We start from the raw sequence: 11,285 nt of genomic DNA on the forward strand, positions 1-11,285 counted from the left end.
AAGCAGGTTGAGACCTAGTGGGTCGGCCCGAGGAAGGCCAGCCATCGGCGTTCGGCAAGGCGGAACAGGCCGACCAGCGCAAAAGTGACGGTCAGGTAGATCAGCGCGGCGATGCCGAACGACTGGAAGGTCAGGAAGGTCGCCGAGTTGGCGTCCCGCGCGACTTTCAGGATATCCGGGATGGTCGCGGTGAAGGCCACGGTGGTCGAGTGCAGCATCAGGATCACTTCGTTGCTGTAGTACGGCAACGAGCGACGCAAGGCCGATGGCATGATCACATAGGCGTACAACTTCCAACCGGTCAGGCCGTAAGCCTTGGCCGCTTCGACTTCGCCGTGGTTCATGCTGCGAATGGCCCCGGCGAAAATCTCCGTGGTGTAGGCGCAGGTGTTCAGGGCGAAGGCCAGGATCGTGCAGTTCATCGCATCGCGAAAGAATGCGTCCAGTACGGGCTGGGCCCGAATGGCGGCCAGGCTGTAGATCCCGGTGTAGCAGATCAGCAGCTGGATATAGAGCGGCGTGCCACGGAACAGGTAGGTATAGAACTGCACCGGCCAACGGATGTAGAAGTGCGGCGATACACGGGCGATGGACAGCGGGATCGACACGATAAAACCGAAGAAGATCGAAGCGCTGAGCAGCCACATCGTCATGGCCAGGCCGGTGATGTTGTTGCCGTCGCTATAGAGGAAGGGTTTCCAGTATTCCTGCAGAAGTTCGATCATCGTACGGCCTCTCGGGTACCGGCGGAGTAACGACGTTCGAGCCAGCGCAGAATGAAGTTGGACGCGCTGGTGATCACCAGATAGATCAGCGCTGCAATTACCAGGAAGTAAAACAGCTGATAGCTGCTTTTGCCGGCGTCCTGGGCAGCCTTGACCAGGTCGGCGAGGCCGATGATCGACACCAGGGCGGTGGCCTTGAGCATCACCATCCAGTTGTTGCCGATACCCGGCAGGGCATAACGCATCATCTGCGGGAACACCACGATCCAGAAACGCTGGCCGCGCTTGAGGCCATAGGCGGTGGCCGCTTCGACCTGACCCCGTGGGACGGCGAGAATCGCGCCACGGAAGGTTTCGGTGAAATACGCACCGTAGATGAAGCCCAGGGTGATGACCCCGGCGCTAAACGGGTTGATCTCGATGTATTCCCATTCCATGTAATCGGTAAACGAGGTCAGCCAGGTTTGCAGGCTGTAGAAGATCAGCAGCATCAGGACCAGATCCGGAACGCCGCGAATGAGTGTGGTGTAGAGCTGGGCAGGCACGCGCATCAGTTTGACTTTTGACAGCTTGGCACTGGCGCCGAGCAGCCCGAGCAACACGGCTACCAACAGCGACAACGCCGACAACTTGATCGTCATCCAGGTGCCTTGCATCAGCAGCGGACCGAAGCCCTTGAGGCTGAAGGCAGAGAGCCCCAGATTTTCTAATAGGATTTCGAACATAAATCAGCAACCTGATCGGATGAAAAAAGCGCCCATCGAGAGATGGGCGCCGGGCATTATTTGCCGCTGTACAGATTCAGATCGCCAAAGTGTTTCTTCTGAATGGTGGCGTAGGTGCCATCATCGTGTAACGCTTTGATACCTTTATCCAAAAGTGCTTTCAGCTCGGTGTTACCTTTCTTAATGCCAACGGCTGTTTTGGCTGGCAGCAAAGCGTTGTCGACCGGCTTGGTGACATCGTAGTCGGTACCCTGTGGCGACTTCAGGAAGCCCAGTTCGGCTTGCAGCATGTCCTGGATCCCTGCATCGAGACGACCCGAAGTCAGGTCGGCGTAGACCTGATCCTGGTTGGCGTAAGCCTGGGTTTTCACCCCGGCCTTGTCCAGAACGGCCTTGGCATAGGCTTCCTGAATGGTGCCTTGTTCGTAACCGACGGTTTTGCCCTTGAGCGAGGCAACGTCTTCAGTCACGCCGGAACCTTTCTTGAACACGTAGGCGGTAGGGCCGGAGAACAGCTCGCTGGAGAAGTCGATGACTTTTTCGCGGGCTTCAGTAACGGTCATCGACGAGATCACTCCGTCGAATTTATTGGCTTTCAGGCCCGGAATCATGCCATCGAAGTCACTTTCGACCCACTTGCACTTGACCTTCAGTTCGGCGCAGATCGCGTTGCCCAGATCGATGTCAAAGCCTACCAGGCTGCCATCGGCCGCTTTCGATTCGAACGGTGCGTAGGAAGGGTCAACGCCGAAACGCAGTTCTTTGTACTCCTTCGCCATGGCGGAGCCAGCAGCCATGCACAACGCCAGTGCAGAAAGGGTCAGCAATGCTTTTTTCATTATTCAATCCCTAAAAACCAATATGAGCGCTTGTGGCGCAGAATTATTGTTACTGGAAAGCGTAAGACCTGTTGAAAGTAGCAATTTCCGAACCAGAGTGCCGAACAAGCGTTTTAAAAGGTGCTTGGAAATGGCCGGAGACAGATTTATGCACGAAAACGGGCGCAGGGAAATGGGTGCACCAAATCATCTCGCCACAAAAAACGGTTTGACTGAGCAGGGTCACCAGGCTCTCTACATCGTCGACACGACTTGTCCTTGCGTCAGCGCAACGGCGATGGCGGTTTGACATTCAAACTCTATGTTGAATATCAGACCGCCATCGCGAGTAAGTAAAGGGCTGGGTTACTTTCCTGGAGACAGTGTCAACCGCGCCTTGCCATAGGCATTGTCGAAGTTCTGCGGCTGCATCGGCAGGCTCATGTACTGGCCCTTGAGCCACGGTTCGATGCTGTTGAGGTAGTTCGGGCTGGCCGGGTTGCCGGACTGACCGGTGCCGTTCTGCGCCATCAGCGGTTCGGACTGGCCGAAGTCGACAATAAAGCGCATGGCTGGCGCCAGCGTGGTGTTGAAGTCCTGGCCCCAGGCGAAGGCGGCGGTGTTGAGGGTGGTGTGATCGCCGCCGGCCGGCAGGGGGCCGCGTACGGTCTGGCCGCTGGCGTTCTTCCATTCATAGCGATGCAGTTTGCCCCACTGCCAGGCTTTGTGATCGCCGCCCAACTGGCTGTCGCCGGCGCTGATCGCTGCGGCGAGGCTGCGTGCGAGGATCGCCGGTTTGTCTTCTTTCTGTGCGGTGCGCACGTCATCCCAGAACGGGCTGTCCTCACGCCCGAGCAAGTGATCGGCCTGGGCCGCGAAGGACAACTTGCCGTCGGCGACAAAGGCTTTCCACGCCGGGCTGCTTTCCGGGCCCAGTTCATCGAGGAAGATCTGTCGCGTGCTTTCCTGCAGGAACAGTTCGTAGATGGCGGCATCGGTGGAGGTCGGGCCGAGCTTGCCGTCGAACGCCATCAAGCGGCTGTAGGCTTCGTGTGCCTTGGCGCGATCGGCCGCCGGCAAGGCGTCCATGGCTTGTTTGAGCGGCTGGGCCATGCCCGGCGCTTCGAACATTTTCTTCAGCTTGGCAGCGAAGGTAGTGGTCTGGTCGTATTGCATGGCGATCAGGCTACGGCTGTCGTGCTTGCCTGCACCGGCCAGTTCGGCCAAGCGCTCGCCGCGCTCCGGAGCCGCCCATGAATTGGACAACTGCATGCCGTAGCCATGGGGAATGACCCGCTGGTTGGCAGTGCCGAGCCAGCCCTGGGCCGGGTCCTGGTCGTACGGGTGCAGCATCGGGTCGGCGTAACCGTCCCAATCGTATCGACCTTCCCAACCCGGCGAGGGCAGCAGGCCTTCACCTTCACGGCGGTTCGGGTAGCGGCCGGTGACTTGCCAGCCGATGTGGCTGGCATCGGCGAACACCAGGTTCAGCGCGATGGCGCGGATTTCGCGGCTGGCATCCGAAGCTTTCTCGACGCTCTGGGCGCGGGACAGGTCGAAGAACGCGTCCAGGGTCTTGTCGTCGGTGAAGCTCGGCGTCTGCAAGGCCAGGCCGAAACCATTGGCCAGCGTGGTGCCCTGGGCGCTGTTGAGCAGCGGGCCATGGCGGGTTTCGTACACGGCTTCGCGAATCGAGCGCTGGCCTTTGACGAAGTAGGTTTCGTTACGCACGATCACCGGCTGCCACTTCCCGGCGTTTTCGTAGGTCAGCCCGTTGCCCTGACGCTTGATTTTCTCCAGGAACAGGTCCTGGTTGTCGCCCATCACGGACGTCATGCTCCACGCCACTTTGCCGTTGAAACCGCCAAGCACCATCGGCAGGCCCGCGATGGTCACGCCGGACGCCTGATATTTCGGCGCGCGAATCTGCACATAACTGAACAACGAAGGCACGCCCAGCGGGCCGTGACTGTCACTGGCCAACAGGCTCTTGCCGCTGCGACTGCGTTGCGGGGCGATGGCCCAGTTGTTCGACGAGGTGGCGCCCAGCAGGTTCAGATCCGACAGTTGGCCCGTGGCTTTGCTGAGCTCGGTCAGCCCCGGTACTTGCCCGTTGAGCTTGAGGCCTTGCAGTTTTTCGCTTTCGGCGGCCGGCAGTTTTTCGTCGGGAGCCGACGGCGTCAGCCACGCCAGTTTGTCGGTGGTGACGGTCTGGGCCAGTACCAGCGAGGAAATTTCTTCCGGCAGGTTGGTCGACTGGCTGAAGTTCAGCAGGCAGAAAATCAGCGCCGAATCTTCCGGCTGCCAGTACTCAGGCTTGTAGCCGGTGGCTGCCAGATCCGCCGGCAGTTTGTCGCGGTAGCGGAACAGGTAGGCGTTGACCCCCCGCGCATAGACTTCGAAGAAACGCTTGAGGCGCGGCGAAGAAGCCTTGTACAACTCGCCGGCACTTTTCTTCAGGTTGACCGCCCGCATGTAGCGGTCGGCATCCAGCAGGTCCGCGCCGTGCATCTCGGCCAAACGGCCCTGGGCCAGCAGGCGCAGGGTGACCATCTGGGTGATGCGGTCGCTGGCATGCACGTAACCGAGGGTGAACAGCGCGTCGTGGAAGCTGTTGCTTTCGATCAGCGGCATGCCCATGGCATTGCGGCGCACCGAAACGCTCTGCGCCAGGCCCTTGAGTGGTTGTACACCGGAGGTCGGCGGGAGGGTGTCCTGGGCGTTGAAGTTCTGACAACCGGTCAGGCTCAACACACCGGCCACTGCTGCGGCAACGCCGAACCGGGGTAGAAAATGAGTAAGGGCTGGCGAGGCCATGGCAAAGCTCCTGCGGGGGTAGAGGCGGCGGCGCGCAATAAAGGCGCTACGTTAGTGAGCGGGAGGTGGCCGCGCAAGCGGGGTACAAGGTTATTTCAGGATTTGTCTGATAAACCGGAAAGATCGCAGTCTTGCCAGTCGCAATGGGGGATGTTGAAGTGCGACACGCTCAACAAATCCAGGAGAACAGTCGGCATGGAGCTCAAGGCAAACGCGGCACTGATCATCATCGATCAACAAAAAGGCATCCTGCATCCCGGGCTCGGTCGCAGGAATAACCCTCAGGCTGAAGAGCGCATGCAGGAATTGCTCAGCCATTGGCGGCGTACCGCCCGGCCGGTGATTCATGTGCAGCACCTGTCCCGCTCGGAAGACTCGGTATTCTGGCCGCAGCAGTCGGGGGTGGAGTTTCAGGAGCGGTTTCAGCCAATGGCCGGTGAACGCTTGATCCAGAAGCAGGTGCCGGATGCGTTTTGTTCAACGGGGCTGGAGGCGCAGTTGCGCGAGGCGGGGATCGGGCAGTTGATCATCGTGGGTGTCGCGACCCACAACTCGGTGGAATCCACGGCGCGTACCGCGGGCAACCTGGGGTTTGATACGTGGGTGGCCGAGGATGCGTGCTTTACCTTCGACAAGGCTGATTTTTTCGGCCAGGCCCATAGCGCCGAAGAGGTGCATGGGATGTCGCTGGGGAATTTGCACGGTGAGTATGCGACGGTTGTCAGTACTGCCTACCTATTAAGGGCTGACTGAAAACCTGTGGGAGCGAGCTTGCTCGCGATAGCGGTCTGACTGACACACGGGTAGTGAATGTGCTGCCGTCATCGCGAGCAAGCTCGCTCCCACAAGGGATCTGCATTCACAGGACGATTGCCTGGCGCAGTTTAGATGTGGGAGCGAGCCTGCTCGCGAAGATCCAGCCGGCGAAGAAAGACTTCGCCCGAAGCATCAAGCGCCGTGGCACTTCTTGAATTTCTTGCCGTTGCCGCAAGGGCACGGGTCGTTACGGCCGACATCTTTCAGGGCATTGCGCACCGGTTCCTGGTGAGCGTGGCCGCAGTTCGGACCGTGGACATGGCCGTGGTCGTGATCATGGTGGTGATGGTCGTGATCATGATCGTGGTTGCAGTCAGGGCCGTGGACATGGGGTTGCTGGGTCATCGGTGTTGCTCCGGAATTAAATCGGCGGCGATTATCACGCCATTGCGCGCCAGGTGCACGTAGTGGGCGATGAATATACCGGTTTCCAGTTCACCTTCCAGACGATAGGGAATGGGTTGATCGGATTTTTTCAGCAGTTTGGCCATTTCACGGACCTTGGACCACAGGTTGGTGCGGATCGGCACCTTGAAGTAAGCACTGTGCATGGGGCTGATGGTGAACCAGTGTTCGTACTCGCCGTCGGCCAGCAATATGTCACCCAGGTGAACGCGATACTCCAGACTGCGCACCGTCAGGTCGCTGTCGTTGGGGTTGTCGATACGAAAGTGCAGGAGGAATTTCTGTTCCAGCAGTTTGGCGCTGACCACCTCGACCTTCACCAGATGGACCTCGGGGTCCGGCAAGTCGTCGTCGAACCACGACGCACAGCCGCCGAGTCCCAGTGTCAGGAACAACGTGAGCAGACAGAGTGCGCTGCGGCGGATGATCATCGTGGTGTTTCTCCCTTGAGCCCAGTCTAGACCCAAAAGATCGCAGCCTTCGGCCGCTCTTGCGCGGTGGACAGTCATTCCATGTCCTAGCTGCTGAAATACCCCGCACAACACTTCTTGAACTTCTGTCCGCTCGCACACGGGCAGGCGTCATTGCGTCCGATCTTGAGCGGCACGGTCGGGTCGATGAAGTACCAGCGCCCGGTATTTTGCACAAATGACGAGCGCTCTCGATGGCTGTGCTCGCCATTACTGTCGTGCCAACGCGCGGTGAAGGTCACGAAAGCGTGTTCAGGCTGGCCGCCCAGCACTTCGGAGCTTTCCACCTCAAGGCCCAGCCACGTACTTTGCGCGCTCCAGTCACTGATCGATTGACGGTCCAGGCCGGCCTGTTGGGCGGGCAGGGTGGTGGCCACCAGATAGTCGACCAACCCCAGCACGTAGGCGCTGTAGCGCGAGCGCATCAAGGCTTCCGCGCACGGTGCCGGGTGTCCTTCATGGTAGTGACCGCAGCAGGCGTCGAGCAGGGTGCCGCTGCCGCATGGGCAAATGGATGTACTCATTGCATTACCACCAGTATTTCCCGAAGTTTTCCGGATTGGCCCAGAAGCGCGAATTGAGCCAGTCGGGGACTTGTTTGTATTCAAGCAGATCGTAGGTGAACAGGGTCAGGACCTGTTCATCCCGCTGGAAGCGCTCGCTGGCTTGCAGGGCCAGGGAGAAAAAGTCCGTTTCCTGCCAGCCGCAGGCCGGCAGATCCGCCAGCACTGCAATGCGGCTGGCGTTGAGGTTGCGGATGCCGCCCAGCAGGTTCAGGCCGTCGCGCTTGGGCAAATGCTCCAGGCAATCGACCACCAGGGCCAGATCGAAACGGCGGGCCGCCAACTCGGCGGGCAATGGCCCGGGGGCCGCGAAAGCGACGCTGCTGTCCGGGTGGGCGAGTTTGAACGCTTCCAGAGCCGGGAACTCGCTGGCTCCGATCAACAACAGGCGTGCGGGGGCATATCGGTCAAGTAAGGCGGCCAGTGCCTGCTGCGGCGTGCGTGAAGAAATACCTGCAATCATCGAAGATCCTCAATCAGATCTGCCAAGACTAGCCTGCCCTAACGTTCGGGCCTAGAGCGTCCTGGCGACAAAAGCGCCAACCTGCCGTTAATACTCGAATAAACAGCATGGCCTATTGCTGGCGGAGTTTAAAACTCGGGTCTTTACTACCTGAATCGGTTCTAAGCCGATCCTTCAGGAGAAAACTAGATGAGCATAGTTCGGACAGCATTACCCTTGGTTCTGCTAACCAGTGTCTTGACTGGTTGCGCAGGTTTGCAGAAAACCGACTGGCCGACCTGTGCGGCGGTTGGTGGTGTCGTTGGGGCGGGCCTCGGTGCGACCGAAAGCTCGGCATGGGCAGGGTATGGTGCTCTGCTCGTCGGCGGTACGGCAGCGGCTTATTGCTGGGTTCACGGTGATGGCGACGAAGACGGCGATGGTGTGCCGGATAGTCGCGACAAGTGCCCAGGCACGCCAAAAGGCGTTCAGGTCGATGCCAACGGTTGCCCACCACCAGCACCTGTGGTCGAAGAAGCGGTTGTGGTCAAGGAAGAAACCATCGTCATCCGCGATGTCCACTTCCAGTTTGATAAAGCCACGCTTACCTCGTCCGACAAACAGGTACTCGACAAGATTGCCACTCGCTTGAAAGCCGAAGCCCCTACCGCTCAACTGACCGTGACCGGCCATACCGACAGCGTGGGCAGTGACACCTACAACCAGAAACTGTCGGATAAACGCGCCCACTCGGTGGTTGAATACCTCATCGAGCAAGGCGTACCTCGCAGCAACTTCGTGTCGGTTGTCGGTGCCGGTGAAAGCCAGCCGGTTGCTGACAACAAAACCGCTGACGGTCGTGCACAGAACCGTCGTACCGAAATCAAAATCCAGCGTTAAGCCCCCCTCGCATCCGCGCCTTGTGCAGTCGCGGATGCGGGTCTTTACTCCTGTGTAACCGGTATGGGCCGGTACACAGGAGCTTTCAATATGATCGTTCTCACAAGGACCGTCTTGCCGGTTCTGCTACTTGGCAGCCTCTTGACCGGCTGCGCGACCCACAGTGATGGCACTGCCCCCCTCAATCAACGCACCTGGCCAATTTGCAGCCTCATCGGCGGACTGGTCGGCGGTGGTCTGGGCGCAATCGAGAGTGGTGCATGGGCGGCGGGCGGGGCGGCGCTGGGTGTCTTGTCCGGCGGCTTGATCTGTTATGCCCAGGATGGCGACGAAGACGGTGACGGCGTTTTCGACCGACGCGACCGTTGCGCTGATACTCCTGCCAATACCTCGGTCGACCATCGCGGCTGCCCGGCGCCGCAGTACCCGGACAGGGTCCAGGTCGAACCTGCGCAATCCGAAGTCATTACGCTGAGCGATGTACTGTTTGTCTTCAATCAATCCGACCTGACCCCGACGGCGAAGAGTCAACTGGACGCGTTGATGAGCAAGTTCGAGGATGCCGATGTGGTCAGCATCAAGGTGGTCGGCCATACCGACAGCGTCGGTTCGGATGCCTATAACCAGAGCTTGTCGGAGCGGCGTGCCAGCAGCGTGGCGGAATACCTGTTGAGCCAGGGTGTGGCACCGAACAAAGTCACCAGCGAAGGCAAGGGCAAGAGCCAACCGATTGCCGACAACGAAACAGAAGAAGGTCGTGCGAAAAACCGTCGCGTGGAGCTGCATATAAACCGCTGAGCCAAGAGATAGAGCCGTCGGGCGACGGGTGCGATCGCTGCGACGGCCGTTTGGCGGCCTTCATGAAGATTTTTCCGTTGCCCTCTGGCTTATCCCGCGTGGAAGCCGTTACTGTGCGCGCAAACAATAATTCTCATCGGGGGCGCGTATGAAAGTCATATGGGGACTGGGGCGGTTACTGACCTTGCTGTTCTGGGTGGTAGTGCTGGTCAATTTGCTCACGCCGTTTGTCTTTCCGCTGCACTCGTTGGTCAATCTGGCTGGCGGCCTGCTGGGGGGCATTCATCTTCTGGAAGCGTTGCTGTGCTATCGCAGCCTTCGAGGTCGCGCCCATCCCTGGCTTGACCGCCTGAAGATCGTCATTTTTGGCGTATTCCACCTGCAAACCATTCCTGCCCCCACCGCTTCGAAGGCTTCCCATGCGTAAACTCTGTCTGCTCGCCGCACTCATCAGTCCATTGGCCTGTGCACAGGTGGTGAGTGTCGAAACCAACTCGCTGATGCGCTTGCCCAACACCGCCAGCACCCTGCAACTGGAACGCCTGGAAGTGGCCGATTACGGCACCTTGCTGATTCCTTCGAACGTCACGGAAGTCACCGTGGGTGAATTGCATCTGGGGCGTGAAGCGCGCATTGCCATCGTGCCGGGGGAACAGGCGCTGGCGCTGAAGGTCCGTCGCGCTGATTTGTCCGAGGGCAGCCAGATCACCTCCCGTGGCGCCCCCGGGACCTACCAGAAAGCCGCTCGATCCGGGCGCAACCTTGATTTGCAGATCAAGACACTGAACGCAGCGCAATTGATCGTTGATGCTCGCGGTGGTGCGGGCGCCCCGGGGTTCGTGGGTCTAGATGGGGGCAACGGCCAGGAGCCGGGCTGCACCTGGGGTCAGGCGGGGCGCGGTGCCGATGGCAGTGATGGCAGCAATGGCCAGCCGGGAGCACCGGGGGCGCTGGTCAAGCTGGCAGTACCCCGCGACTTCCCGACAGACCGGATCAAGGTTCAGGTGGCTGGCGGTGCCGGCGGCCTGGCCGGCCCTGGCGGCAAACCGGGTGCGGGTGGCAAGGCCAAGGGCTGCCTGATTTACAAGGCCGATGGCGGCAAGAGCGGTAAACCTGGAGCTGACGGGCAGCCTGGGCCGGAAGGCGCGGCGGGTTCGGTGACAGTGCAGCGGATGTAAGAAACACCGAGAGCCCTATGGCGAGGGAGCAAGCTCCCTCACCACACCAAGCTCCCAAGCCAGAGTTACTTCAGAACATCGGCCGAGTCGCAGCAATCGCCACCAAAGCCAACCCCACCAACAGATTGATCCCCACCAACTTGCGGATCCGCCCCAGAACCGCTGCACCAGCGGGCCAATCCTGTTCTGCCACGGCGGTGCGCAGTTCCGGCAGCATCAGCGCCTGAATGCGGATAAACAGCGCGGTCATCACCACATACAAGCCCATCATCACCTGCACATAGCGCGGTGCGCCTTCAAAACCGTTGAATTGCATGTGCAGCATGCCCACACCGCTGACCGGCAACAGCACCACCGCCACCCAGACCCAGCGGAAAAAACCTTGAAACACTTCTACCCACAGCTTCAGCCGGGCCGGGCCTTCAAGTACCTTGATCGCGGCGGGGCGCAGGACCATCCAGGCGAAAAACATGCCGCCGACCCAGACCAGGGCCGCCAGTACATGCAGGCTATAAATGAGGCTAAAAGGTGTCATTGGGTTACTCCGTTCTGCGCGGGATTCATTAGCGGGGTATGATAGCGACCAAACCGAACTACTGAAAATTTATCCAGCGTTTTTGCGCCCGAC

15 protein-coding genes are annotated in these 11,285 nt (G+C 59.7%); 6 read left to right on the plus strand and 9 right to left on the minus strand.

What is annotated here, in order from left to right:
- Positions 1–14: 14 nt before the first annotated feature.
- Genes AABM52_RS06150 through AABM52_RS06160 form a run of 3 tightly spaced genes read right to left on the minus strand, consistent with a single transcriptional unit; the run spans position 15 to position 2,289 of the window.
- Positions 15–725, minus strand: coding sequence for an ABC transporter permease (locus AABM52_RS06150; protein WP_046029299.1), 711 nt, complete (start codon positions 723–725; stop codon positions 15–17).
- Complete coding sequence (locus AABM52_RS06155) at positions 722–1,450, minus strand: ABC transporter permease (RefSeq protein WP_347910932.1); 729 nt, start codon at positions 1,448–1,450, stop codon at positions 722–724. The genes AABM52_RS06150 and AABM52_RS06155 overlap by 4 nt, the downstream gene beginning before the upstream one ends.
- A 56-nt stretch (positions 1,451–1,506) precedes the next feature.
- Positions 1,507–2,289, minus strand: coding sequence for a transporter substrate-binding domain-containing protein (locus AABM52_RS06160; RefSeq protein ID WP_347910933.1), 783 nt, complete (start codon positions 2,287–2,289; stop codon positions 1,507–1,509).
- Here AABM52_RS06160 and AABM52_RS06165 point away from each other — a divergent pair.
- Complete coding sequence (locus AABM52_RS06165) at positions 2,246–2,578, plus strand: hypothetical protein (RefSeq protein WP_347912716.1); 333 nt, start codon at positions 2,246–2,248, stop codon at positions 2,576–2,578. The two genes, AABM52_RS06160 and AABM52_RS06165, sit on opposite strands and share 44 nt — an antisense overlap.
- Positions 2,579–2,634: 56 nt before the next feature.
- On the opposite strand, the gene AABM52_RS06170 is transcribed toward AABM52_RS06165, so the two are convergent.
- Positions 2,635–5,085 carry a penicillin acylase family protein gene (locus tag AABM52_RS06170; protein WP_347910934.1) on the minus strand — a complete coding sequence of 817 codons (2,451 nt, stop codon included), beginning with the start codon at positions 5,083–5,085 and terminating at the stop codon, positions 2,635–2,637.
- Between the two features lie 195 nt (positions 5,086–5,280).
- On the opposite strand from AABM52_RS06170, the gene AABM52_RS06175 reads away from it, so the two are divergent.
- Positions 5,281–5,838, plus strand: a complete 558-nt coding sequence (locus AABM52_RS06175; protein WP_347910935.1) for a cysteine hydrolase family protein — start codon at positions 5,281–5,283, stop codon at positions 5,836–5,838.
- A gap of 195 nt (positions 5,839–6,033) precedes the next feature.
- Here AABM52_RS06175 and AABM52_RS06180 read toward each other — a convergent pair whose 3' ends face one another.
- The 4 genes from AABM52_RS06180 to AABM52_RS06195 all read right to left on the minus strand — a co-directional run bounded on the left by AABM52_RS06180 (position 6,034) and on the right by AABM52_RS06195 (position 7,802).
- On the minus strand, positions 6,034–6,246 hold the full coding sequence (locus tag AABM52_RS06180) for an SEC-C metal-binding domain-containing protein (RefSeq protein ID WP_015093814.1): 213 nt from the start codon (positions 6,244–6,246) through the stop codon (positions 6,034–6,036).
- Entirely contained in the window at positions 6,243–6,737 is a 495-nt protein-coding gene (locus tag AABM52_RS06185) for an LEA type 2 family protein (protein WP_347910936.1), read from the minus strand. The genes AABM52_RS06180 and AABM52_RS06185 overlap by 4 nt, the downstream gene beginning before the upstream one ends.
- Before the next feature lie 86 nt (positions 6,738–6,823).
- Positions 6,824–7,300, minus strand: a complete 477-nt coding sequence (locus AABM52_RS06190) for a YchJ family protein (protein ID WP_347910937.1) — start codon at positions 7,298–7,300, stop codon at positions 6,824–6,826.
- Positions 7,301–7,304: 4 nt separating this feature from the next.
- Positions 7,305–7,802, minus strand: coding sequence for a DUF6231 family protein (locus tag AABM52_RS06195; protein WP_347910938.1), 498 nt, complete (start codon positions 7,800–7,802; stop codon positions 7,305–7,307).
- 189 nt (positions 7,803–7,991) lie between these two features.
- On the opposite strand from AABM52_RS06195, the gene AABM52_RS06200 reads away from it, so the two are divergent.
- From AABM52_RS06200 to AABM52_RS06215, 4 genes are all read left to right on the plus strand, one after another.
- Positions 7,992–8,681 carry an OmpA family protein gene (locus tag AABM52_RS06200; protein ID WP_046041243.1) on the plus strand — a complete coding sequence of 230 codons (690 nt, stop codon included), beginning with the start codon at positions 7,992–7,994 and terminating at the stop codon, positions 8,679–8,681.
- Between the two features lie 90 nt (positions 8,682–8,771).
- On the plus strand, positions 8,772–9,479 hold the full coding sequence (locus AABM52_RS06205; protein ID WP_347910939.1) for an OmpA family protein: 708 nt from the start codon (positions 8,772–8,774) through the stop codon (positions 9,477–9,479).
- Positions 9,480–9,627: 148 nt separating this feature from the next.
- A complete protein-coding gene (locus AABM52_RS06210) occupies positions 9,628–9,906 on the plus strand; it encodes a DUF1145 domain-containing protein (RefSeq protein WP_347910940.1) in 279 nt (92 codons plus the stop codon).
- Positions 9,899–10,657, plus strand: a complete 759-nt coding sequence (locus AABM52_RS06215) for a collagen-like protein (protein WP_347910941.1) — start codon at positions 9,899–9,901, stop codon at positions 10,655–10,657. Before AABM52_RS06210 ends, AABM52_RS06215 begins: the two co-directional genes overlap by 8 nt.
- A 70-nt stretch (positions 10,658–10,727) precedes the next feature.
- Here AABM52_RS06215 and AABM52_RS06220 read toward each other — a convergent pair whose 3' ends face one another.
- Positions 10,728–11,192 carry a CopD family protein gene (locus tag AABM52_RS06220; RefSeq protein ID WP_347910942.1) on the minus strand — a complete coding sequence of 155 codons (465 nt, stop codon included), beginning with the start codon at positions 11,190–11,192 and terminating at the stop codon, positions 10,728–10,730.
- Between the last annotated feature and the right edge of the window lie 93 nt (positions 11,193–11,285).

It is taken from the genome of Pseudomonas grandcourensis (genome assembly GCF_039909015.1).
Lineage (GTDB): Bacteria > Pseudomonadota > Gammaproteobacteria > Pseudomonadales > Pseudomonadaceae > Aquipseudomonas > Aquipseudomonas grandcourensis.

What these genes read in the sequence shown, in the direction of transcription:
- AABM52_RS06160 (WP_347910933.1), bottom strand. Translation starts at nt 2,289, where the DNA reads ATGAAAAAAGCATTGCTGACCCTTTCTGCACTGGCGTTGTGCATGGCT.
- AABM52_RS06195 (WP_347910938.1), bottom strand. Translation starts at nt 7,802, where the DNA reads ATGATTGCAGGTATTTCTTCACGCACGCCGCAGCAGGCACTGGCCGCC.
- AABM52_RS06170 (WP_347910934.1), bottom strand. Translation starts at nt 5,085, where the DNA reads ATGGCCTCGCCAGCCCTTACTCATTTTCTACCCCGGTTCGGCGTTGCC.
- AABM52_RS06155 (WP_347910932.1), bottom strand. Translation starts at nt 1,450, where the DNA reads ATGTTCGAAATCCTATTAGAAAATCTGGGGCTCTCTGCCTTCAGCCTC.
- AABM52_RS06185 (WP_347910936.1), bottom strand. Translation starts at nt 6,737, where the DNA reads ATGATCATCCGCCGCAGCGCACTCTGTCTGCTCACGTTGTTCCTGACA.
- AABM52_RS06150 (WP_046029299.1), bottom strand. Translation starts at nt 725, where the DNA reads ATGATCGAACTTCTGCAGGAATACTGGAAACCCTTCCTCTATAGCGAC.
- AABM52_RS06205 (WP_347910939.1), top strand. Translation starts at nt 8,772, where the DNA reads ATGATCGTTCTCACAAGGACCGTCTTGCCGGTTCTGCTACTTGGCAGC.
- AABM52_RS06165 (WP_347912716.1), top strand. Translation starts at nt 2,246, where the DNA reads ATGCACAACGCCAGTGCAGAAAGGGTCAGCAATGCTTTTTTCATTATT.
- AABM52_RS06215 (WP_347910941.1), top strand. Translation starts at nt 9,899, where the DNA reads ATGCGTAAACTCTGTCTGCTCGCCGCACTCATCAGTCCATTGGCCTGT.
- AABM52_RS06175 (WP_347910935.1), top strand. Translation starts at nt 5,281, where the DNA reads ATGGAGCTCAAGGCAAACGCGGCACTGATCATCATCGATCAACAAAAA.
- AABM52_RS06180 (WP_015093814.1), bottom strand. Translation starts at nt 6,246, where the DNA reads ATGACCCAGCAACCCCATGTCCACGGCCCTGACTGCAACCACGATCAT.
- AABM52_RS06190 (WP_347910937.1), bottom strand. Translation starts at nt 7,300, where the DNA reads ATGAGTACATCCATTTGCCCATGCGGCAGCGGCACCCTGCTCGACGCC.
- AABM52_RS06220 (WP_347910942.1), bottom strand. Translation starts at nt 11,192, where the DNA reads ATGACACCTTTTAGCCTCATTTATAGCCTGCATGTACTGGCGGCCCTG.
- AABM52_RS06210 (WP_347910940.1), top strand. Translation starts at nt 9,628, where the DNA reads ATGAAAGTCATATGGGGACTGGGGCGGTTACTGACCTTGCTGTTCTGG.
- AABM52_RS06200 (WP_046041243.1), top strand. Translation starts at nt 7,992, where the DNA reads ATGAGCATAGTTCGGACAGCATTACCCTTGGTTCTGCTAACCAGTGTC.